General features: G+C 71.5%; 25 protein-coding genes. 15 read left to right on the forward strand and 10 right to left on the reverse strand.

Annotated features, from left to right (window positions below; translation table 11 throughout):
• Positions 1–22: 22 nt before the first annotated feature.
• From AB0M08_RS20830 to AB0M08_RS20845, 4 genes are all read right to left on the reverse strand, one after another.
• A complete protein-coding gene (locus AB0M08_RS20830; RefSeq protein WP_364495478.1) occupies positions 23–697 on the reverse strand; it encodes a helix-turn-helix transcriptional regulator in 675 nt (224 codons plus the stop codon).
• On the reverse strand, positions 694–984 hold the full coding sequence (locus AB0M08_RS20835; RefSeq protein WP_364495480.1) for a hypothetical protein: 291 nt from the start codon (positions 982–984) through the stop codon (positions 694–696). Before AB0M08_RS20835 ends, AB0M08_RS20830 begins: the two co-directional genes overlap by 4 nt.
• 938 nt (positions 985–1,922) lie before the next feature.
• Positions 1,923–2,420, reverse strand: a complete 498-nt coding sequence (locus AB0M08_RS20840; protein ID WP_364495483.1) for a methylated-DNA--[protein]-cysteine S-methyltransferase — start codon at positions 2,418–2,420, stop codon at positions 1,923–1,925.
• 181 nt (positions 2,421–2,601) lie between these two features.
• The gene (locus AB0M08_RS20845) at positions 2,602–4,140 is read right to left on the reverse strand and encodes an AlkA N-terminal domain-containing protein (protein ID WP_364495485.1); all 1,539 of its coding nucleotides are present in this window, start codon (positions 4,138–4,140) and stop codon (positions 2,602–2,604) included.
• 137 nt (positions 4,141–4,277) lie between these two features.
• Between AB0M08_RS20845 and ychF the strand changes: the two genes are divergently transcribed.
• The 6 genes from ychF to AB0M08_RS20875 all read left to right on the forward strand — a co-directional run bounded on the left by ychF (position 4,278) and on the right by AB0M08_RS20875 (position 7,318).
• On the forward strand, positions 4,278–5,363 hold the full coding sequence (ychF, locus tag AB0M08_RS20850) for a redox-regulated ATPase YchF (RefSeq protein ID WP_364495487.1): 1,086 nt from the start codon (positions 4,278–4,280) through the stop codon (positions 5,361–5,363).
• 127 nt (positions 5,364–5,490) lie between these two features.
• Positions 5,491–5,688 carry a hypothetical protein gene (locus AB0M08_RS20855; protein ID WP_364495490.1) on the forward strand — a complete coding sequence of 66 codons (198 nt, stop codon included), beginning with the start codon at positions 5,491–5,493 and terminating at the stop codon, positions 5,686–5,688.
• Positions 5,685–6,098 carry a PIN domain-containing protein gene (locus tag AB0M08_RS20860; RefSeq protein ID WP_364495492.1) on the forward strand — a complete coding sequence of 138 codons (414 nt, stop codon included), beginning with the start codon at positions 5,685–5,687 and terminating at the stop codon, positions 6,096–6,098. The genes AB0M08_RS20855 and AB0M08_RS20860 overlap by 4 nt, the downstream gene beginning before the upstream one ends.
• Before the next feature lie 39 nt (positions 6,099–6,137).
• Positions 6,138–6,314: a type II toxin-antitoxin system RelE/ParE family toxin gene (locus tag AB0M08_RS20865; RefSeq protein ID WP_364495557.1), complete on the forward strand. Its 177-nt coding sequence runs from the start codon at positions 6,138–6,140 to the stop codon at positions 6,312–6,314.
• Positions 6,315–6,327: 13 nt separating this feature from the next.
• Positions 6,328–6,621, forward strand: coding sequence for a HigA family addiction module antitoxin (locus AB0M08_RS20870; RefSeq protein ID WP_364495495.1), 294 nt, complete (start codon positions 6,328–6,330; stop codon positions 6,619–6,621).
• A 97-nt stretch (positions 6,622–6,718) separates the two neighbouring features.
• Positions 6,719–7,318 (forward strand): phosphoesterase PA-phosphatase, encoded by a 600-nt coding sequence (locus AB0M08_RS20875; protein ID WP_364495498.1) that lies wholly within the window; start codon positions 6,719–6,721, stop codon positions 7,316–7,318.
• Between the two features lie 21 nt (positions 7,319–7,339).
• Here the strand turns inward: AB0M08_RS20875 and AB0M08_RS20880 are convergent, their stop codons facing one another.
• Complete coding sequence (locus AB0M08_RS20880; RefSeq protein WP_364495500.1) at positions 7,340–7,927, reverse strand: TetR/AcrR family transcriptional regulator; 588 nt, start codon at positions 7,925–7,927, stop codon at positions 7,340–7,342.
• A 47-nt stretch (positions 7,928–7,974) separates the two neighbouring features.
• Between AB0M08_RS20880 and AB0M08_RS20885 the strand changes: the two genes are divergently transcribed.
• Entirely contained in the window at positions 7,975–8,427 is a 453-nt protein-coding gene (locus AB0M08_RS20885; RefSeq protein ID WP_364495503.1) for a GNAT family N-acetyltransferase, read from the forward strand.
• A gap of 22 nt (positions 8,428–8,449) precedes the next feature.
• Here AB0M08_RS20885 and AB0M08_RS20890 read toward each other — a convergent pair whose 3' ends face one another.
• Positions 8,450–8,899: a MarR family transcriptional regulator gene (locus AB0M08_RS20890; RefSeq protein WP_364495506.1), complete on the reverse strand. Its 450-nt coding sequence runs from the start codon at positions 8,897–8,899 to the stop codon at positions 8,450–8,452.
• Positions 8,900–9,118: 219 nt separating this feature from the next.
• Between AB0M08_RS20890 and AB0M08_RS20895 the strand changes: the two genes are divergently transcribed.
• The 3 genes from AB0M08_RS20895 to AB0M08_RS20905 all read left to right on the forward strand — a co-directional run bounded on the left by AB0M08_RS20895 (position 9,119) and on the right by AB0M08_RS20905 (position 11,711).
• Positions 9,119–10,009 carry a G5 domain-containing protein gene (locus AB0M08_RS20895; RefSeq protein ID WP_364495509.1) on the forward strand — a complete coding sequence of 297 codons (891 nt, stop codon included), beginning with the start codon at positions 9,119–9,121 and terminating at the stop codon, positions 10,007–10,009.
• Between the two features lie 116 nt (positions 10,010–10,125).
• Positions 10,126–10,971: a nucleotidyltransferase domain-containing protein gene (locus AB0M08_RS20900; RefSeq protein ID WP_364495512.1), complete on the forward strand. Its 846-nt coding sequence runs from the start codon at positions 10,126–10,128 to the stop codon at positions 10,969–10,971.
• The gene (locus AB0M08_RS20905) at positions 10,968–11,711 is read left to right on the forward strand and encodes a peptidase E (RefSeq protein WP_364495514.1); all 744 of its coding nucleotides are present in this window, start codon (positions 10,968–10,970) and stop codon (positions 11,709–11,711) included. Before AB0M08_RS20900 ends, AB0M08_RS20905 begins: the two co-directional genes overlap by 4 nt.
• 203 nt (positions 11,712–11,914) lie before the next feature.
• On the opposite strand, the gene AB0M08_RS20910 is transcribed toward AB0M08_RS20905, so the two are convergent.
• Complete coding sequence (locus AB0M08_RS20910) at positions 11,915–12,124, reverse strand: hypothetical protein (RefSeq protein WP_364495517.1); 210 nt, start codon at positions 12,122–12,124, stop codon at positions 11,915–11,917.
• 256 nt (positions 12,125–12,380) lie between these two features.
• On the opposite strand from AB0M08_RS20910, the gene AB0M08_RS20915 reads away from it, so the two are divergent.
• The gene (locus AB0M08_RS20915; RefSeq protein WP_364495520.1) at positions 12,381–13,280 is read left to right on the forward strand and encodes a hypothetical protein; all 900 of its coding nucleotides are present in this window, start codon (positions 12,381–12,383) and stop codon (positions 13,278–13,280) included.
• Between the two features lie 3 nt (positions 13,281–13,283).
• On the opposite strand, the gene AB0M08_RS20920 is transcribed toward AB0M08_RS20915, so the two are convergent.
• Positions 13,284–13,646, reverse strand: a complete 363-nt coding sequence (locus AB0M08_RS20920; RefSeq protein ID WP_364495522.1) for a PH domain-containing protein — start codon at positions 13,644–13,646, stop codon at positions 13,284–13,286.
• Positions 13,647–13,670: 24 nt separating this feature from the next.
• Positions 13,671–13,982: a pterin dehydratase gene (locus AB0M08_RS20925; protein WP_364495525.1), complete on the reverse strand. Its 312-nt coding sequence runs from the start codon at positions 13,980–13,982 to the stop codon at positions 13,671–13,673.
• A 183-nt stretch (positions 13,983–14,165) separates the two neighbouring features.
• Between AB0M08_RS20925 and AB0M08_RS20930 the strand changes: the two genes are divergently transcribed.
• Positions 14,166–14,588 carry a (deoxy)nucleoside triphosphate pyrophosphohydrolase gene (locus AB0M08_RS20930; RefSeq protein WP_364495527.1) on the forward strand — a complete coding sequence of 141 codons (423 nt, stop codon included), beginning with the start codon at positions 14,166–14,168 and terminating at the stop codon, positions 14,586–14,588.
• A gap of 35 nt (positions 14,589–14,623) precedes the next feature.
• Here the strand turns inward: AB0M08_RS20930 and AB0M08_RS20935 are convergent, their stop codons facing one another.
• Positions 14,624–16,159 carry a long-chain fatty acid--CoA ligase gene (locus AB0M08_RS20935; RefSeq protein WP_364495530.1) on the reverse strand — a complete coding sequence of 512 codons (1,536 nt, stop codon included), beginning with the start codon at positions 16,157–16,159 and terminating at the stop codon, positions 14,624–14,626.
• Between the two features lie 119 nt (positions 16,160–16,278).
• Here AB0M08_RS20935 and AB0M08_RS20940 point away from each other — a divergent pair, with 119 nt between their 5' ends.
• From AB0M08_RS20940 to AB0M08_RS20950, 3 genes are read left to right on the forward strand one after another with little or no spacing between them, the layout of a single operon-like run.
• Entirely contained in the window at positions 16,279–16,911 is a 633-nt protein-coding gene (locus AB0M08_RS20940) for a TetR/AcrR family transcriptional regulator C-terminal domain-containing protein (protein WP_364495532.1), read from the forward strand.
• Positions 16,908–18,317, forward strand: coding sequence for an aldehyde dehydrogenase family protein (locus tag AB0M08_RS20945; protein ID WP_364495535.1), 1,410 nt, complete (start codon positions 16,908–16,910; stop codon positions 18,315–18,317). The genes AB0M08_RS20940 and AB0M08_RS20945 overlap by 4 nt, the downstream gene beginning before the upstream one ends.
• The gene (locus AB0M08_RS20950) at positions 18,314–19,405 is read left to right on the forward strand and encodes an alcohol dehydrogenase catalytic domain-containing protein (RefSeq protein WP_364495537.1); all 1,092 of its coding nucleotides are present in this window, start codon (positions 18,314–18,316) and stop codon (positions 19,403–19,405) included. The genes AB0M08_RS20945 and AB0M08_RS20950 overlap by 4 nt, the downstream gene beginning before the upstream one ends.
• Positions 19,406–19,497 lie beyond the last annotated feature (92 nt).

Genomic DNA, 19,497 nt, shown 5'->3' on the forward strand with positions numbered 1-19,497 from the left:
AGGGCCGGGCGCCGGTGGACGGTCAGCGCCGGTCGCCGTGGTACATCCGCCGGAGCAGGACCACCTCGTCCTCGGCCAGACCCGTCCCGGTGAGCTCGGCGGCGGGCGCGGGCCGGCCGGACGGCTCCTGCCGCATGTGCCACTCGGTGTGCAGGGCGGTGCTGACCACCCAGCTGCCGCACTTCGGGCAGGTGTAGCCGCCACTCTCCTCGCGCTGCGTGCCCCGCTTCTCGCTCCTGCTCTCGTCGCGGTACGCGCTCGCGGCGATCCAGAGCGGGAGCCACTCCTGGGTGATGTGCTGCGGTGGGACGCGGAGCTGCTCGCCGAGCGCCCGGACGAGCGGCCAGGCCGGCGCCATCTTGCCGTTGAGCACCTTGGAGAGGGTGCCCTTGCTGTACCCGACCTTGTCGCTGAGCTGGGCCAGCGAGGGCTTCCCGGCGTGCCGGTGCGCGAAGCTGAGCCGCTCGGCGAGCTCGGCGGCGGCGGTCTCGCCCGAGATGTACCGGGCGCGCAGCCGGGCCAGCTCGTGCTCGCGGGCCAGGAGCGCGCCGGTCGCCGTACGGTTCGGGTCGGCGTTCCGCTGGCGCTGGAGGTCCCTGCGCATCGCGTCGATCCGCCGGGTATCGGACGAGGTGAGCAGGGAGATCTGCAGCTCGTCGGTCGGATCGGCGCCGTTGGACGCCCGGTAGATGGTCATCGGGCCCGCTCCGAGTCGCCGCCGCCGGCCAGCCGTCCGAACAGCTCGCCGGGGCCGGGCAGCGGATCGTCGTCGCAGAGCCAGCGGGCGATCGCGGTGGCGGCCAGTCCGATGCCGCAGACGGTCTGGAGGTCCTGACCGGCCAGCAGCCCGACACTGCCGGCCGCCATCACCACGGCGAAGACGATGACGCGGAGACGGCGGCGCTTCTCGCCGCGCGGGGCCGCCGTCCCGTCCTGCGTGCGACGGCGCCGGCGGAGGGTCGATCGGGTGTTCCTGCGTGCCATGAATACGTCCCTTGAATGGTTGGTCCCGGGCCGGAAATTCACTTCTCGCGGCGTGATGGATAAACGGAGGTCCCGGTGGTGGACGGGTTTCCGTCGCCGCTCGCACAGTTTGCCCCAGAAGTCCGACAATTCGCCAGCAACCGGAACGCCAGAAGCGATCATGGAGAGGCGGCGAGGTGCGGTTGGGTAATGGTCGCACCGCGAGTGCGCCTCACCCGTTCGAGGTGCGACGTGAAAAGGGCCGGCGACATGTCGCCGGCCCTTCACATCACCGGTACATGCCACCACAGCTCATACCGGGCCCTGCCTGATCCGAATAGCGGCCCGGGACCAACCGGACGCCATACTCGGCGATTCATCCTACGTGCCGGCGACGGCGATGCCGAGATCTCCGCCGATGGCGACGCCCGGAGGCCCACCCCGGCACTGCCCTCCGCTGACAACGAGCAGCGTGCGGGAGAGGCGCAGCCGGGGCCATGGCCACGAAAACTCTGGACTTCACCGGCCGGTGGCTCCGGAGGTGAAAGGGGAGGTCACGGAAGTGGGCCGCGCGTTTCGCGGTCCGGATTGAGGAAACGGTGGGAAACGGACCGCAATGGCGTGCGGCGGGCCGCTTCCGGGGGCTGTCCGTTCGGCCCACTCGCCGGTGGCCGGTCGGTCGGCACCCCGGTTGTTCGCCGCCGGTCGATCCACCCATTCGCCCCGCGGTCGCGAAGCCGTTATCGGCGCACCGTTCTCCGGAGGGCGCATTCGATATCGACCACGGTGTAGGCGGAATGGCGAAAAGCGATTCCGGTGATCGGGGCGCCACGTGACCCGGAGCCGGTACGGCAACGGTCGTCATCTCATCGGTCCCCGCCATGGAGCTACGGAGAGTAGTACTGGATCTCGGCGGTGGGGCCGGAAAAACTCCGGTCCCACCCCGCGTGTCGCGATCTTCAGGCGGCGGCCTCGTGCTCCAGCAGCCACGTCTTCACCGGGAGGCCCCAGCGGTAACCGCCGAGCGAACCGTCCGTACGCAGGACACGGTGGCAGGGCAGGAAGAGCGCGACGGCATTGCGGGCGCAGGCGCCCGCCGCCGCCCGGATCGCGGCCGGGCGGCCCGACAACGCGGCGAAGTGCGAATACGTCACCGGGGCGCCCGGCTTGATCTCGCGCATCACCTCCCAGGCGTGCCGCATGAAATCGCCGCTCGTGCGCTGCTCGATCGGGACGGAGTCCAAGGCGGTCAGGTCGCCGCCGAGATACGCGCGGACGGCGGCGTGGACGTGCGCCGGGGTGCCGCCGGGCTCCAACGGCTCGGTCAGGCGTGGATGGATCAGGCGGAGCAGGGCCGGGGCGTCCGTGGTGAAGCCGGCGGCGCGAACCGCACCGGCCTCGCTGACCAGCACGGTGAACGGACCGGCGGGGGTGTCCATCGTCGAATGACGCAACATGATCGCTCTCCTTGGTCGGGGGTCAGGATGGCAGGGGTGGGCGGCTCATGGGGGTGGGGTTGTGGACAGAGGGCGGCTGTGGATAACTCGGGCCGTCCGGGCGGAAGGGGATAACGTTCGGCTCGCGTGAGACGGACCGACCCGTGTTCCGGAACCCGGCCGATGCCGGGCCCGCTCGGGGTCACACCGCAGCCCCGGTCGGGTTCCGAAACACGGGCTGAGCGGCGCGCCAGAGGCGGATCAGGGCGTAGGAGCGCCAGGGGCGCCAGCGCTCGGCGTGCGCCGCGAGGGCGCGAGGGGTGTCGGGGAGGGAGAGGCCGGCGGCGCCGCGACGGGCGGCGAGGTCGGTGGGGAGAAAGACGTCGGGGTCGCCGATGGCGCGCATGGCGACGTAACCGGCGGTCCACGGGCCGATGCCGGGGATGGCGAGGAGACGGGCGGTGGTCTCGGCGCGGTCGGCGCCGGGGGCGAGATCGAGCTCGCCGTCGGCGACGGCCTGGGCGAGCGCGCGAAGAGTGGTACGACGGGCTACCGGCATGCCGAAGGCGGAGTCGGGGAGCCCGGCGATGACGCCTGCCGGCGGAAAACCGACGAGCAGCCCATCGGTGGTGGAGGCGGGGGAGGGGCCCGAAGGGCCATCAGACTCGACCGCCTCCCCCAACCCCTCGAACCCGGCCCACCCCGGAACCCCGCGAGCCCCCCGAACCAGCCTCCCCAGCGTCCCCCTGGCCCCCGCCACACTCACCTGCTGCCCCACCACGGCCCGAACAGCCATCTCGAACCCGTCCACCGACCGCGGCACCCGTACCCCCGGCTCCGCCCGTACCGCCTCCCGCAGCCCTTCGTCCCTCCCGAGCACCTCATCGACCGCCACCGGATCCGCGTCCAGGTCGAACAGCCGCCGGCACCGCGCCACCGCGGGCGCCAGATCACGCACATCGCTCAGCCGCAGCGTCGCGAAGACCCACCGTTCGCCGGGCCGCAGCGCGACGGTCGCGCTTCCGTGCGGCAGGAGCAGACCTTTCCGGTACGTCTCCCCGTCCAGCTCGTCGACGCCCGGCAGGGTGCGCGCGCCGAGGAACTCCAGCAGCGAGCTCGCGTGCATCGGTGCGCGGTACGCGAGCCGCAGATTGATCACCCCGGCTTCTCCGCGTACGGCGGGCCGCCGTTCCCGGAGCCTGCCGGGCGCCTGCGCGTACACCTCGAGCATCGTGTCGTTGAACTGCCGCACGCTGCCGAAACCCGCCGCGAACGCGATCTCCGCGAGCCCCAGGTCGGTCGTCTCCACCAGGATCCGGGCGGTCTGTGCGCGCTGGGCCCGGGCGAGCGCGAGCGGCCCGGCGCCGAGTTCCGCGGTGAGCATCCGGTTGAGGTGCCGTTCGGTGTAGCCGAGTCGCGTGGCCAGCCCGGACACCCCTTCGCGGTCGACCACGCCGTCGCCGATCAGGCGCATCGCCCGGCCGACGGTGTCCGCCCGGGCGTCCCACTCGGGTGAGCCGGGCGCCGCGTCGGGCCGGCAGCGGCGGCAGGCCCGATACCCGGCCCGCTGTGCCGCGGCCGCGCCTGGGTAGAACGTGACGTTCTGGCGTTTCGGTGTGACGGCCGGGCAGGACGGCCGGCAGTAGATCCCGGTGGTCCGTACGGCCGTGTAGAAGCAGCCGTCGAACCGCTGGTCACGGCTGTCGACGGCGCGGTAGCAACGCTCGAAGTCCAGCTCCATGCCTCCGAGTCTGCCCCGCCACCCGCCCACCCGGCTGGCGGGATTCGGACATGACCGTCCGGCGTGGGCGGGGGCGCCGTGTGCGGGTGCGCGGACGGGAGCGAGGGTGGAAGCGGCGCTGCGTAGACTGGCGTTCCGTGAGCCTCACCATCGGAATCGTCGGCCTGCCCAACGTCGGCAAGAGCACCCTGTTCAACGCCCTCACCAAGAACGACGTGCTCGCCGCGAACTACCCGTTCGCGACGATCGAGCCCAACGTCGGCGTGGTCGGCCTGCCCGACGAGCGGCTCGGGAAGCTCGCCGAGCAGTTCGGCAGCGAGAAGATCCTGCCGGCGCCGGTGAGCTTCGTCGACATCGCGGGCCTGGTCCGCGGCGCGTCGAAGGGCCAGGGCCGGGGCAACGCGTTCCTCGCGAACATCCGCGACGCGTCCGCGATCTGCCAGGTGGTCCGCGCGTTCTCCGACCCGAACGTGCTGCACGTCGACGGCAAGGTCTCCCCGTCCGACGACATCGAGACGATCAATACCGAGCTGATCCTCGCCGACCTGCAGACGGTCGAGAAGGCCCTGCCGCGTCTGCAGAAGGAGGCCAAGCTCAAGAAGGAGAAGGCCGCCACGGTGGCCGCCGCCGAGGGCGCGTTCAAGCTGCTCAACGACGGCGTCACGCTCTACCAGGGCGCCGGCCCGGCCGGCATCGACCTGGATCTCCTGGGCGAGCTGCACCTTCTCACCACCAAGCCTTTCCTGTACGTGTTCAACGTCGACGAGGCCGAGCTCGGCAATGCGGCGTTCCTGGACGAGCTGCGGGCCCTGGTCGCCCCCGCCGAGGCCGTCTTCATGGACGCGAAGATCGAGTCCGAGCTGATCGAGCTGGACGAGGAGGAGGCCCTGGAGCTCCTGCAGTCCACCGGCCAGTCCGAGCCCGGCCTGAACCGCCTGATCCGCGTCGGTTTCGAGACCCTGGGCCTGCAGACGTACCTGACCGCGGGCCCGAAGGAGGCGCGCGCTTGGGTGATCCCGGTCGGCGCGACCGCCCCGGAGGCCGCCGGCGTCATCCACTCCGACTTCCAGCGCGGTTTCATCAAGGCCGAGATCGTCAGCTTCGACGACCTGATGGCCGCCGGCTCCATGTCCGCCGCCAAGGCCGCCGGCAAGGTCCGCATGGAGGGCAAGGACTACATCATGAAGGACGGCGACGTCGTCGAATTCAGATTTAATGTCTGATTCGAGGCGACCTCTGCCTCCCGAATCGAGTCCGGCGACCACTGGTAACACCGTGGTGTGGTCGCTGCATGGCGAGGACGAAGAAGGTCACGATCACGCTGCCGGCGGAGTTGCTGGAGAGGCGGAGTTGCTGGAGAGAATGAAGTCGCACACCGGCAACGTCTCCGGCTATCTCACTGAGTTGGCCGAGCGGGCCGAGAGGCGCCGACTCCTCCGGGAGGAGTTGGACCACTACCAGGACGAGTTCGGGGCCTTCACGGACGAGGAGATGGCCGAGGCCCGGTCGCTCCTGAGCGGCGCCGAGGAGATCGGGCGCGCGGCGTGAGCCTGGAGTCGTTGGTGCTCGACTCGCAAGGCTTCTCAGGGTGGATCGACCGGGACCGTAAGGTGCTCCGCCTGCTGGAGCAGGCGGAGCGCGACGGGGCCGATCTCGCTATGTCGGCCGATCTCGCCATGTCGGCCGCCACGATCATCGAGGTTTCCCACTCCGGTGTGGACATCGCGAGGCTGAGTCGGCTGCTGTCCCGGATCCGGGTGGAGGCTGTGACCAAGGAAAGTGCTCGACGCAGTGCGGGGCTCTTGAAGGCGGCCGGGCTGCATGGGCACAAATATGCCATCGACGCCATGGTTGCCGAGGTGGCGCTGCGGCTGCCGGGCCCGGTGGCGATTCTGACGTCCGATGTCGACGACATGGTCAAGCTGTGCGGGCGGAAGGTCCGGGCCATCGGGCTATGAGCGGTCGCTCCGGCGTTGGTCTTGGTGTGAAAGCTGGCGATCCTCGACGCCGCGGTGACGCTCGCTGATCTTCGCGTCCCGCCGGGCAATCGGCTGGAGGCACTCAGCGGCAACCGCAAGGGCCAACACAGTATTCGGATCGACGATCAGTGGCGGATCTGCTTCGTCTGGACCGAGACCGGCCCGGAGGATGTAGAGATCGCGGATTACCGCTAGGGAGGTGGTCGAGATGGGCAAGCTGGCTCCGATCCACCCGGGCGAGGTGCTGATGGAGGACTTCATCGCCCCGCTCGGGATCACTCAGCACAAGGTCGCCGTGGCTATCGGCGTCCCTCCCCGGCGAATCAACGAGATCGTCCACGGCAAGCGCCGCGTCACGGCCGATACGGCCCTCCGTCTGGCGCGCTACTTCGGCACCACCGATCTCTTCTGGATCAACCTGCAGAATCGGTACGACCTCGAGGTGGAGAGGGACGCGCTCGGGGACACCCTCGACAGCATCCGTCCGCTCCAGTCGGCATAGGCGCGCTGCCGGCCCGAAGGTTGTCCGGTTCCGTTGCGTGGCGTGAACACGGCGGCGGCTGTCGGGGAGCCGGCGCGCTGTTTGCCAGAATGGCGGCGTGAACAGGGTGGGGACGGCGGTGGGGGACCGGATCGCCCATGTTGTTTCGGAGGTTTTCGCGCCCGCGGTGCTGGTGGCGGTGCTTCTTCTCGTGGTGGGGTGGCATGCGGGGGAGGCGCCCGGGGTGTCGCGGTGGTGGGGGCTGCCGGGGGCGATCTTCGCGGCGGTGATCCCCCTGGCCTATGTGCTGCACGGGGTGCGAACCGGACGGCTCACCGATCATCACATTCCGGATCGGGCGGCGCGGCGGGTGCCGTTGCTGTTCGGGATCGGGTCGCTCGGCGCGGGGCTGGTGCTGATGGTGTGGCTCGGGGCGCCGCGCGAGGTGCTGGCGCTGCTCGCCGCGGGCGGGGCCGGGCTGGTGGTCTTCGCGCTGGTGACGAACTGGTGGAAGATGTCGATCCACGCGGGGGTGGCGGCGGGTGCGCTGGCCACGATGACCGCGATCTTCGGGCCGGCGGCGCTGGCCGGGGCGCCGCTGGTGGTGCTCGGCGGCTGGGCCCGGGTGCGGCTCACGGCGCACACTCCGGCCCAGGTCGTGGTCGGTGCCCTGGCGGGCGCCCTCGTCGCGGGACTCGTCTTCCCCGCGCTGCGGTAGGCGGGGCCGGGGCGCGTACGCCTAGGAAAGATCGAAAGCGGCCAGGGTGACCGACAGAGCCTGCTCCTGATCCTCGGCCGGGAAGGCCGCGGGGTCGGCGGCGGCCAGCGCGGCGGCGCCCTCGGCCATCGCGATCAGGGCGAGCGCGACCGTGGCGACCCGCGCGGCCGTCCAGGTCGGGGCGGCCGCGGCGACCAGGCGGTGGATCCGGTCGCGCCAGGCGCGGTTGTTGCGGCGGTGCTCGTCGATCAGCTCGTCGTCGGCGATCGCGGCGGCCAGGAAACCCATCCAGACGATCGCCTCCTGCCGGGTCTGCTCGTCGGTACCCAGGCCCTGCCGGAGGGCGGCGTACAGGGCCTCGCGCGGGGTCGCGGCGGCCGACTCCAGGGCCTCGACGCGGGCGCGCGTCGTCTCGTGGAGCAGGCGGCGGGCGTGCAGGAGCAGCGCCCTCCGGTTCGGGAAGCGGTGCATGACCAGGCCGGTGGTGCAACCGGCGGCGGCCGCGACGGCGCGCACGGTCAGGTGTTCCAGGCCCCGGGTGGCCAGCACGGTCCACACCGCGCGGGACAGGGTCTCCGCCTGTGCGGTCTTGTCCGCGGCTCGTGACACGGATCGCACCTCCTCGACTCGTAACGGATGTTACCGTAACGCTTGTGATGTGGACTATAGAGGCCCGGGACTGGGACGATCCGGCAGGCGCCGCGCTGCGAGCGGCGCAGCGGACCGAGCTCGACGCGCGCTACGGCACGGACGATCACGAGCCGGGTACGCCGCCGTCGGCCGCGGACATCGATCTGTTCCTGGTGGCCGTGGCGCCGGATGGGCGGTCGCTCGGCTGCGGCGCGCTCCGGCGGCTGGACGCGACCAGCGCCGAGGTCAAGCGGATGTACGTGAGCCCGGAGAGCCGCGGTTCCGGGGTGGCGACCGGCATCCTGCGAGCGCTGGAGGAGGCGGCCACCGGGCGCGGCTGGACGACGATCCGACTGGAGACCGGGCACGGGCAGCCCGACGCGATGCGCTTCTACGAGCGGGAGGGCTACCGGGAGATCCCGCTCTTCGGTGCGTACGTGGGCTCCGATCTCTCGGTCTGCTACGAACGATCGCTTTAGGACACTGCTGGAGGGCGCTGCTTTAGGACATCGCGGCGAAGGCTGCCGCGAGCCGGGACAGGTCCAGGTCGCCCAGGTGGTCGAAGATGTGCCGGCGGACGCTGGCCAGGTGGGTCGGCCAGGCCTCACGTAGCCGGGTCAGCCCGCCCTCGGTGAGCACGGCGTTCGCCCCGCGCGCGTCCTCCTGGCAGCGGATCCGGCGCAGGTGGCCGTGTGACTCCAGTTTGGCCGCGAGCCGGGTCATGCCGCTCAGCGACATGTCGCAGGCGGACGCGAGCTCGCTCATGCGCAGCATCTGGCCGGGCGCCTCGGAGAGCTGGCGCAGCACCGAGTATTCACTCGCGGACATCCGCTGCTCGCGCGTCAAGTCGGCGTCCAGCGCCCGCGGTACCACGATCAGGAACCTGCCGAGGGCTCGCATCACCGCTTCCTCCTCCGGAGTCAGCGGTTGCGGATGGTCGGTCGTGGACATGGTTCCGATCGTACGGGCGGAGTCCGTCGTGAAGAGCAACGCGTGAGGCCGGGCGCGGGGCGCGGTGGTCAGCATTTCGGGGGACTCCGCGGAGCTTGCTTACCGAGCCGGACAAGACACAATGCTTTGGTGCAAAACCAGACAACTAGTGACGGTTGGCAGCATCTGCTCGAAATGCCGCGAAAGTCGTGGTGGGCCCGGCTGCCGTTCGCTGTCCGGATGGCTGCGGGCACGGGCGCCCTCCTGGTGCTCATCGGCGGCGGCGCGGCCGGTGTGACCGCACTGAACAGGGACGATGCGCAGCCGGTCGGCTCGGTGGACCAGGCCCTGAACGACCCGGGCGCCGCGACGCTGGCGCAGGATCCGGAGATCGTGAGCCGGGAGGCCGCCGCCGCGGAGCAGATGCCGAGGCGGCACACGGGGGCGCCGGCGGTCACCGTGCCGCCGTTGCGGCAGGCCGCGGGCGGGGCAGGTGCCGGCGTGGCGGGGGCCGACGCCGAGACCAGCGCCGAGCTGAGCCGGGCCCGTGCCGAGGACCCGGCCGACCGGACCGGGCCACGCACCTCCAGGCCGGACACGGGGGAGCCCCCGACGGCGAAGCAGCACCCGGCCGACCGGGGGAGCGGCCGGAAGGCCGATGAACGGACCGGCGCCAAGGCCGTCACGAAGACCGGGAACCATGACGTACGACCGGTGATCACCACCCGGACCGACGTGGTGACGCGGGTGGTGCCGTACAAGACGCGGGTGGTCCGGGATCCGTCGCTGGACCGCGGGCTCCGGCAGGTCCGCACCCCGGGGGCGAACGGTGCGGAGACGGTCCGCTACCTGGTCACCTTCACCGACGGCCGGCAGACCGGGAAGCGGGTGCTGGACACCACGGTGACCCGGAAGCCGCAGCAGCGGGTGATCGCCGTGGGCGCTCAGAGCCCGGCCCCGGCCGAGGAGTGCGATCTGGACATGCGGATCTGCCTGCCGATGGGCCGCGGCGCGATCTGCGCCGGGACGCCCTCGGCGACGGCGATGCCGTCGATGCCGGTGGAGGTCCCGGAGAGCGAGGACCTGGGCCTGATCGGTGACGTGCGCCTGGAACCGGCGACCCTGTGCTGAACGGGAGGCCGAAGCCGAACGGGAGGCCGAAGCTGAACCGGTGGTGGGAGCCGGACCGGCGGCGCGGTGCCGAGACGCGGTGGGCCGGCCGGCCCGGTCGATCATAGGGTGATCCCATGGCCGCCGATGCCGAACTGACCGACGCCGAACTGAGTGAGCTGGCCCAGCGCCTGCTCACCGTGCCCGGAGTGGCCGGGGTGATGCTCGGCGGCAGCCGGGCCCGCGGTGAGCACACCCCGGGCTCCGACACCGACCTGGGCCTCTACTACCGGCGGCCGCTCGACGTGGACCGGCTCGGCGAGGTCGCCCGCGAGGTGGCCGGCCCCTCGGCACGGGTCACCCCGCCCGGCGAGTGGGGCCCGTGGGTGGACGGCGGCGGCTGGCTGAAGATCCGGGGTCTCGCCGTCGACTGGATCTACCGCGATCTGGACCGGGTCCAGCATCAGTGGGCCGAGGCGGAGCAGGGTCGGTATGCGTTCCACCTCCAGGCCGGTCACCCGCTGGGCTGGGCGGATTTCGGGTACGCCGGCGAGGTCGCTCTCGGCCGTGTCCTCGGCGACGCGTCCGGGGAGCTGTCGGCGCTGCGACGGCGGGCGCAGGTGTATCCGCGGGCGCTCTCCGCGTCGCTGGTGGACGGGCTCTGGGAGGCGGACTTCCTGGTCGGGCTGGCCCGGAAGGCGGTGCCGCGCCGCGACAGCGCGTACGTCTCGGGCTGTCTGTTCCGGCTCGTCGGCGTCTGCGCGCACGCCCTGCACGGCGCGGCCGGCCGCTGGCTGATCAACGAGAAGGGTGCGGTGGCCGCGGCCGGACGGCTGCCGGGCGCGCCCGCGAAGTTCGCCGACCGGGTGGACGCGGCGTTCGGCGCGGTCAACGGCGATCCGCTGCGGCTGACCTTGGCGATCGACATCGCCGCCGATCTCGTGCTGGAGACCACCGAGGCGTGCGCGATGATGTTGCGATGAGCGCCGACGTCCCCACCATCCTGGCCACCAGCGCGTCCTTCCGGCCGGGGAGGCATGGGCAGCTGAGCCACCGGCCCGGCCGGATCCATCACTTCGCCGCGGAGCTCTCCGGCGCGGAGCGCCCGCGGATCTGCTACCTGGGCCAGGCGACCGGTGACGCGGAGCCCCGGATCGGCGGGTTCTACGCGGCGTTCGCCGGCACCCGGTTCGTCCCGTCGCATCTCCAGCTCTTCCCGATGCCGAACGTCGACGACGTGCGGGCGCACCTGCTCGCCCAGGACGTGATCTGGGTGGGCGGCGGCAGCGTGGCGAACCTCTGCGCGGTCTGGCGGGTGCACGGCCTCGACGAGATCCTGCACGAGGCGTGGCAGGCCGGTGTGGTCCTCGGCGGCGTCTCGGCCGGGTCGATCTGCTGGCACACCGGCGGGAGCACCGACAGCTTCGGGTACGACCTCCGCGGCTTCACCGGCGGGCTGGGCTGGCTGCCGTACAGCAACGGGGTGCACTACGACGCCGAGGAGCAGCGCCGGCCGAAGATGCACGAGCTGATCGGCGACGGCACGCTGCCGGACGGGTACGCCACCGACGACGGCGCGGGCCTGGTCTACCGCGGCATCGCGCTGGCCGAGGTGGTCGCGGACCGGGAGGGCCCGCTCGGCTACGAGCTGAAGCGCGCCGCGGACGGGAGTGTGCTGGAGACCCCGCTGCCCACCCGGGTTCTGCCGGATCACCCGGAGTGATCAACTGATGGCGCATAGAATTCTCGGCGACCAGCAACCGCATCGCGATCGATTCCGTTAGTGCTGCGGAATCACCCGCGCAGAACTGGAAGCTCGAGGAGAGCGATGGCGTACCGGACGGGCAAGACGACGGCGAAGCGACCCGGCCTCCGTGGCGGCGAGGGCGGCAGCTACCGCTGAGCTCCGAGGGTCTCGCCCGGCGTTCAGTTCAGGGCGACCGTCGCGAGACCCACCAGCACCGCCGAGAGCAGTAGCGCCATCGCGAAGACGGCGTTCGCCCCGAGGAAGGTGGCGAGGCGGTGTGGCTGTCCCCCCTCCCCGCCGCCGGCCGGTCCGATGTCCGCTCCGATGTCGTTGCCGAAGAGTCCACCGCTGGGTCTGTGGGTCAGCGGCTTCTGCAGATGGGACAGCACCGGTGATCGCCTCCGGGGGGGTGTAGGGCCTGCTTCGCGGGTCAGGTCCTGCCGAGCTATGGATGACGGGGTCATCGATGGCTCTGCTGAGCAGCATGGTGGCGACCGGAAACGGGGAGCAACGGTTACTGGCCGGTAATAGTCGGTGTGACGTCCAAAGTGGCATGCCGGGTCCACCGAACGGCCGTACCGGATCGGGTCTAGTCACTCTTTATGAGGATTTGTCGGTAACGTTGCGATCGGCATCATGGTCTGGATGCCAGCGACATCCTCCCGGTACGAGGCGGTGTTCAGGGGTCCCCTGAACCTCCTGGTGCTGCTCATCGGCCTGGCCTCCGGGGTGGCGCAGCTCGCCGACGTACCGACCAGGATCGCGCAGTGGGCGCTCACCGCGGTCTTCCTCGCCTGCCTGCTCTACGTCGCGGTCCGCGTCTGGCACATCGCGTTCGTGGTGCGGATCCGCCAGCTGCGGACCGGCCTGGACGAGGCGACCAGCGCGCTCGCCCTGCAGCGGGCCGGGCACCAGCACTACCTCGACGCCATCCAGCGGATCAGCGAGCGTGAGAAGCCGCTCTTCCAGGAGGCCGTGGAGGTCGTCGTCACGATCGGCGGCGACGACGAGAGCGACCGGATCGTGGAGAAACGGACCACCTCGCCGGAGCCGCTGGTCACCCACCGGACCATGCGGCCGATCGTGCCGACCGACACCGACCGGCTGGCCCGGCTCGACGAGATCGAGTTCAAGGCGTCCCGGACGTTCGCCGGGACCATCACGGCGCTGCCGCTGGAGCAGACCCGGACGCTGCGGGTCTGGCTGATCTTCGATCCGGCGATGACCACGCCGACCGAGTGGCAGGTCGAGTACCGGCCGCGCGGGCTGTGGCGGCCGCTGCGCGAACGCGGCTGGGACCAGCTGGTTTGGGAGGACCGCCTGCCCGCCGCGAGCGGATCGCCGTCGGCCTTCACCCGTTTCCAGGTGACCTTCCTCTTCCCGGAGAGCGACCAGCCGCCGAGCGTCAAGGAGCGCCAGGGGTACGGCACGGTCCGCGAGCCGTTCCGGAACAGCCGGAACCAGTGGGAGGTCGTCTGGCTCGACGAGAAGCCCGCCGGCCGCCGCTACGTGTGGGATCTCACCCAGGCGGTCGGCGGGCGATAGGCGTCAGGAGACGTGGCTGAGGATCAGGTTGTGGGCGTGGTGGGCCTTCTCCGAACCGCGGAACTCGATCTCGTAGACGTGCGTGCCCACGGTGATGGCGATCTCGCCGGAGGAGAAGAACTGGCCGACCCAGCTCTTGTTGCTGACCACGCTCACCGAGCTCACCTTGGAGTAGGGGATGCTGGTGATCGCGAACTTCTTACCGACGAACGACTTGTCCTGGATGATGATCCGCCGGTCGGTCAGCCCGATGAACCCGGTGCCCACGCCGATCGCGTCGTAGACGGCGACGACCGTCTCCCCCTCGAGAAGGCCGCTCTGCACCTGCTCCAGCTGACCCTTGTTGTCGTAGATCACGTCACTCATGCGGCGCAGCCTAGCCCGCAGGATCTACGACCGTTCGACGACCGTACGGTAGAAGTCCTCGATCCTTGCCGCGAGGGTGACCTCACCGTCGGTGATGGCCTCGCCGTCTCGGTCACCCAGGCATATCTGGGTGTGTCCATCGACGCGCCTAATTCTTGGTCGGATCGACAATGTGTCCGCCGCCACCTTGATCCGCTCGGTCAATGCGGCATGCTGACTGTCGTCACAGGCGAGATCGCGGCGTAGTTGCACACCGTCCCGTGTCCAGCCGCCCAGCAGGGCAAGGGCGTCGTTCAGGTAGTCGGAGCCGTTGCTTCGCCGCTTTCTGGACCGCATGGCCGCACCCCCCTTAGCGTTCGTTGCCGGCTTGTGGCCGAACTGTCGCCGTGTCGTCATGGTCGGTGCCCACAGTCTCGTCCGTTGGGACAGCCATGTCCACGCCCACATATCCGTGTTTGCGTGACGATCGGGGCGGCTCGGGCAACCTGACCGGATAACTTTTGTGCGATCTTGGATGCCATGCCGTCGGAACAGTACGTCAAGGCCACGCCGTCACCCAGGGTGATTGTGGCCGCGGTGATGATCAGGGCGGGCCGGGTGCTCGCCGCTCAGCGCAGCGCCCCTCCGGAGGCGGCCGGGAAGTGGGAGTTCCCCGGCGGCAAGGTGGAGCCCGGGGAGACCGAGCAGCAGGCGCTGGCCCGGGAGTGCGTGGAGGAACTGGGTGTCCGCGTGACCGTCGGCGGCCGGGTCGGGCCGGACGTGCCGCTGGCCCACGGCCGCGCCGTGCTCCGGGTGTACGCCGTCACCCTGCAGGGCGACGGCGTACCGGAGGCGCTGGAGCATTCCGCCCTGCGCTGGCTGACCGTGGACCAGTTGATGAGTGTCCCGTGGCTGCCCGCCGACGAGCCGATCGTGGCGGAGCTGCCGGCGTTGCTGGCCTGACGAGTCGCCGGCCTGACGGGCCGCCGGCCGGACGGCTACGAGTACTGCTTGCGCAGCTCCCGCTTGAGCACCTTCATGCTCGGGCCCATCGGCAGCGTCTCGGCGAACCGGACCTGGCGCGGGTACTTGTGCTTGCCGAGCCGCTCCCGGGCCCACTCGATCAGATCGGGCTCGGTCAGTGAGCCGGCCGCCTCGAGCACCACGACGGCGCAGATCTCCTCGCCGTGCGTCCCGTCCGGCACCCCGATCACCGCGACCTGCTGGATCGCAGGGTGCCGGGCCAGCACCTCCTCCACCTCGCGCGGGTAGACGTTGAAGCCGCCCCGGATGATCAGGTCCTTGGTCCGGTCGACGATGCTGATGAAGCCCTCGGCGTCGCGGATCCCCAGGTCACCGGTGCGGAACCAGCCCTCGACCAGCGCCTCGGCGGTCGCCTCCGGCCGGTTGAGGTATCCCGCGAAGACGTTGTGGCCGCGGATCACGATCTCGCCGAGCTCGCCGTCCGGCACGAACTCGATCCGCTCCGGGTACTCCGGCCGCGCGATCTCCACCTCGACGCCCCAGACCGGGTGGCCGACCGTGCCGGGCCGGGCGCCGAACGAGGGCTGGTTCGTGGTCGCGGTCGGCGACGTCTCGGAGAGCCCGTACCCCTCCCAGATGTGTGATCCGAAGGCCTCGGCGAACCGCTCCAGGACGGCGACCGGCAGCGACGCGCCGCCGGAGACGCAGAGCTTGAGCTTCGGCAGCGTCTCCGCCCGGGTGGCGGCCTCCAGCAGGCCGATGTACATGGTCGGCACGCCGTGGAAGATCGTCACGTTCTCCTGGAGCATCAGCTCGATCGCCGCGTCGCCGGAGAAGCGCGGCAGCAGCACGAGCGTGCCGCCCAGCCGGAAGGTGGCGTTCATGCCGACCGTCTGGCCGAAGGTGTGGAAGAGCGGCAGGCAGCCCATCACCACGTCGTCGCCGGTGAGCGGGTGCACGTCGAAGACGTTGACCATCGCGTTCATCACCAGGTTGAGGTGGGTGAGCAGGGCGCCCTTCGGCTTCCCGGTGGTGCCGCTGGTGTACAGGATCACCGCGACGTCCTCGGCCTCCCGGGTGACGTACGTGCGCGGTGGCGGGACCGACGCGGCGATCTCCTCCAGCCGGGCCGGTGGGTTCGGCAGCTCGGCGGGGAGCGGGCCGACGTTGACCAGCTTCGTGCCGGAGGCCTGCGCGGCGGCCGCGCCGACCTGGAGCATGGCGGAGTGGGTGACCAGCAGGTCGGCGCCGCTGTCGGTCAGGACGTACGCCACCTCCTCCGCGTTGAGCAGCAGCGACACCGGGACGACCCGGGCGCCGGCGGCCAGCGCGGCGTAGTAGACGCGGGGGAAGTCGGCGACGTTCGGGATCATCACGGCGATCGTGTCGCCGGGCTGGATGCCGAGCTCCCGCAGGCCGCCGGCGTACGCCAGGGTCTGCGCCCAGAGCTCGCGATAGGTGATCCGGGCGCCGGCGTCGATCACCGCGACCTTGTCCGGGAATCGGCGTGCGCTTTCGGCGAGAACGGTGGCCAGGGACAGGGTGGTCATCGGGGGTGCCCTCCGCTCCGAGTGAGCCGGCGAAGTGATGTACGTCGCAGCTGCGCCCTAAACTAGCGGCGTAAGTTTTTGCGCGTCCAGTGTTGATTTCGTGTTTCCAGGGAGTTGCCATGGCCCGCCCCCGGCAGGCGCTGCTCAGCCGGCGGCGCATCGTCGAGGTGGCCTCGGCCCTGATCGACGCCGAGGGACTGGACGCGCTCTCCATGCGGCGGCTCGCGACCGAGCTGGGCGTGCAGGGCCCGTCGCTCTACCACCACTTCGCCACCAAGGCGGAGATCGTCGACGCGGTGGCCGAATCGGTCGTCGCGCAGGTGGACATCGGGGTGTTCGCCGACTGCGACTGGCGCGAGGCGCTGCGGCTCTGGGCGAAGTCGTACCACGCGGTACTCGCCGCGCACCCCGGGATCGTCCCGGTGCTCGCCACCGGCCCCGGCCGCCGTCCGGCCGGGCTGGCGATGGCCGAGGCGGTCTACGGCGCACTGATCGACGCGGGCTGGTCGCGGGGCCGGGCCACCCACATCGGCGCGCTGATGCGCTACCTGATCACCGGGTCCGCGCTCGGCTCGTTCGCGCTCGGCTTCGACGCCGATCCGGCGCTCTACGACGACCGCTACCCGCACCTGCACCGCGCCCACGAGCTGGCCGCGCACCGCGACGCCGTGGACGAGGGCGCCTTCGAACTCGGGCTGGACCTGCTCCTCGCCGGTCTGTCCCACCACTACGAGCAAGGGGTAATGCGATGACATCGCTGTCACGCGAGCGGCTCTACCTGGGCGGCGCGTGGGTGCCGCCGGACTCCGCGGAGCGGATCGAGGTGGAGAACCCGTACACCGAGGAGGTGATCGGGCACGTGCCGGCCGGCACCGCGGAGGACGTGAACCTCGCGGTCTCGGCGGCGCGGCAGGCCTTCGACGACTGGGCGGGGCTCGCCGCGGCCGAGCGCGGCGCGGCCCTGGACCGTCTGCACGGCGCGCTCGCCACCCGGGCCGGCGAGATCGCCCGCGTCGTCGGGCTGGAGCTGGGCACGCCTCTCAAGATCGCGCAGGTGGTCCAGGCAGGTCTTCCGCTCACCGTGTTGCGGGGGTACGCCGACCTGGCCGCCGCCGGCACGGCGGAGGAGACGATCGGCAACTCCCTGATCGCGCGGGAGCCGATCGGCGTGGTCGGCGCGATCACCCCGTGGAACTACCCGCTGCACCAGGTGGTCGCGAAGGTGGGCGCCGCGCTGGCCGCCGGGTGCACCGTGGTGCTCAAGCCGAGCGAGCTGACGCCGCTGGTGGCGTACCTGCTCGCCGACGCGGCCGAGGAGGCGGGCCTGCCGGCCGGTGTCCTGAACATCGTCACCGGGACCGGCGCCGTGGTGGGCGCGGCGATCGCCGGGCACCCGAACGTCGACATGGTCTCGTTCACCGGCTCCACCGCGACCGGCCGGGCGATCTCGCACGCCGCGGCCGACCGGATCGCCAAGGTCTCGCTGGAGCTCGGCGGCAAGTCGGCGAACGTGATCCTGGAGGACGCCGACCTGGCCAAGGCGGTCAAGGTCGGGGTCGGCAACGCCTTCCTCAACTCCGGCCAGACCTGCACCGCGTGGACCCGGATGCTGGTGCACCGCAGCGTCTACGACGAGGCGGTGGAGCTGGCCGCCAAGACCGCGAGCGGGTACACGCTCGGCGACCCGTTCGACGCGGGTACCCGCCTCGGGCCGCTCGCCTCGGCGACCCAGCGCGACCGGGTGCGCGGCTTCGTGGAGCGGGCTCAGGGGCGGCTGGTCGCCGGCGGGCCGGACGCGCCGCTCCCGGCGACCGGGCACTTCGTGGCGGCGACCGTCTTCGCCGACGTCCACCCGGACAGCGAACTGGCCCAGGAGGAGATCTTCGGCCCGGTGCTGTCGATCATCCCGTTCGGCGACGACGACGAGGCCGTCACGATCGCCAACAACTCGAAGTACGGCCTGGCCGGGGCGGTCTGGGGCGGCGACGAGCACGCGCTCGCGGTGGCCCGGCGGATCCGGACCGGCGCGGTCGACGTGAACGGCGGCTCGTTCAACCCGTTCGCCCCGTTCGGCGGGTACAAGCAGTCCGGTATCGGCCGGGAGCTCGGCCGCTACGGCCTGGAGGAGTTCCAGCAGGTCAAGGCGATCCAGCGGTGAGCGGCCACTACGTGAACGGCCTGGTGGTCCGCGCCGAGGGCGGCCCGGCCACGGTCGAGGAGCTGCGGCTGCCGGAGATCGGTCCCGGTCAGGTCCGGGTACGCATCCGTGCGGCCGGGGTCTGCCACTCCGACCTGTCGATGGTGAACGGCACCCTGCGCCCGCCGCACCCGCTGGTCCTCGGCCACGAGGCGGCCGGCGAGGTGCTCGAGGTCGGCGAGCACGTGACCCGGGCCGCGGTCGGCGACCACGTGGTGCTGAACTGGCAGCCGCCCTGCCGGACCTGCTGGTTCTGCGAGCAGGGCCAGCCGTGGCTCTGCTCGACCTCCTCCGGTGTGGCCGCGCTGGAGAACGGGATGACCCTGGACGGCGCCCCGGTCCACGTCTGCCTGGGGCTGGGCGCGTTCGCCGAGCAGGTGGTCGCCCCGGAGAACGCGGTGATCCGGGTGCCCGGCGAGCTGCCGTACGAGATCGCCGCGCTGCTCGGCTGCGCGGTGCTCACCGGCACCGGCGCGGTCCGCAACACCGCCGGGGTGCGTCCCGGCGAGTCGGTGCTGGTCATCGGGCTCGGCGGGGTCGGCCTCTCGGTGGTCTCGGCGGCGCGCGCGGCGGGCGCCGCCCAGGTGATCGCGGTGGACGTCTCCGAGGCGAAGAAGGGCCTGGCCGAGGCAGCCGGCGCGACCGACTTCGTGGTCTCCTCGGACGCGCTCTCCAAGGACGTCCGGGCGCGTACCGGGGGCCGCGGCGCCGACCACGCGATCGAGTGCGTCGGCCGGGCGAGCACGATCCGCGCCGCGTGGCGGGCCACCCGCCGCGGCGGCCAGGTCACCGTGGTCGGCATGGGCGCGGCCGACGACATGGTCCAGATCGGCGCGCTGGACATCTTCAGCTCGGCCCGTACCCTGCGCGCCTCGGTCTACGGCCAGGCCGACCCGGACACCGCGATCCCGGATCTGGCCCGGGACGTGCTGGACGGCCGTCTCTCGCTGGACCACCTGATCACCGACCGGATCGGGCTGGACGGCGTGCCGGCCGCCTTCGAGCGGATGTCGCGCGGCGAGGGTGCCCGCTCGGTCGCCCTGCTCTGACCGTCCACCCTCCTGGCGGGGGGGGCGCGGGGGGGGGGGGCGGGCGGGGCCGCCCCCCCCCCCCCCCCCCCCCCCCCCCCCGCGCCCGCCCG

Origin of the sequence: Actinoplanes sp. NPDC051851, assembly GCF_040681165.1 — a bacterium.
Taxonomy (GTDB): Bacteria; Actinomycetota; Actinomycetes; order Mycobacteriales; family Micromonosporaceae; genus Actinoplanes.

What these genes read in the sequence shown, in the direction of transcription:
- AB0M08_RS20830 (WP_364495478.1), bottom strand. Translation starts at nt 697, where the DNA reads ATGACCATCTACCGGGCGTCCAACGGCGCCGATCCGACCGACGAGCTG.
- AB0M08_RS20835 (WP_364495480.1), bottom strand. Translation starts at nt 984, where the DNA reads ATGGCACGCAGGAACACCCGATCGACCCTCCGCCGGCGCCGTCGCACG.
- AB0M08_RS20840 (WP_364495483.1), bottom strand. Translation starts at nt 2,420, where the DNA reads ATGTTGCGTCATTCGACGATGGACACCCCCGCCGGTCCGTTCACCGTG.
- AB0M08_RS20845 (WP_364495485.1), bottom strand. Translation starts at nt 4,140, where the DNA reads ATGGAGCTGGACTTCGAGCGTTGCTACCGCGCCGTCGACAGCCGTGAC.
- AB0M08_RS20870 (WP_364495495.1), top strand. Translation starts at nt 6,328, where the DNA reads ATGGGCAAGCTGGCTCCGATCCACCCGGGCGAGGTGCTGATGGAGGAC.
- AB0M08_RS20885 (WP_364495503.1), top strand. Translation starts at nt 7,975, where the DNA reads ATGTGGACTATAGAGGCCCGGGACTGGGACGATCCGGCAGGCGCCGCG.
- AB0M08_RS20890 (WP_364495506.1), bottom strand. Translation starts at nt 8,899, where the DNA reads ATGTCCACGACCGACCATCCGCAACCGCTGACTCCGGAGGAGGAAGCG.
- AB0M08_RS20895 (WP_364495509.1), top strand. Translation starts at nt 9,119, where the DNA reads ATGGCTGCGGGCACGGGCGCCCTCCTGGTGCTCATCGGCGGCGGCGCG.
- AB0M08_RS20900 (WP_364495512.1), top strand. Translation starts at nt 10,126, where the DNA reads ATGGCCGCCGATGCCGAACTGACCGACGCCGAACTGAGTGAGCTGGCC.
- AB0M08_RS20905 (WP_364495514.1), top strand. Translation starts at nt 10,968, where the DNA reads ATGAGCGCCGACGTCCCCACCATCCTGGCCACCAGCGCGTCCTTCCGG.
- AB0M08_RS20915 (WP_364495520.1), top strand. Translation starts at nt 12,381, where the DNA reads ATGCCAGCGACATCCTCCCGGTACGAGGCGGTGTTCAGGGGTCCCCTG.
- AB0M08_RS20920 (WP_364495522.1), bottom strand. Translation starts at nt 13,646, where the DNA reads ATGAGTGACGTGATCTACGACAACAAGGGTCAGCTGGAGCAGGTGCAG.
- AB0M08_RS20925 (WP_364495525.1), bottom strand. Translation starts at nt 13,982, where the DNA reads ATGCGGTCCAGAAAGCGGCGAAGCAACGGCTCCGACTACCTGAACGAC.
- AB0M08_RS20930 (WP_364495527.1), top strand. Translation starts at nt 14,166, where the DNA reads ATGCCGTCGGAACAGTACGTCAAGGCCACGCCGTCACCCAGGGTGATT.
- AB0M08_RS20935 (WP_364495530.1), bottom strand. Translation starts at nt 16,159, where the DNA reads ATGACCACCCTGTCCCTGGCCACCGTTCTCGCCGAAAGCGCACGCCGA.
- AB0M08_RS20940 (WP_364495532.1), top strand. Translation starts at nt 16,279, where the DNA reads ATGGCCCGCCCCCGGCAGGCGCTGCTCAGCCGGCGGCGCATCGTCGAG.
- AB0M08_RS20945 (WP_364495535.1), top strand. Translation starts at nt 16,908, where the DNA reads ATGACATCGCTGTCACGCGAGCGGCTCTACCTGGGCGGCGCGTGGGTG.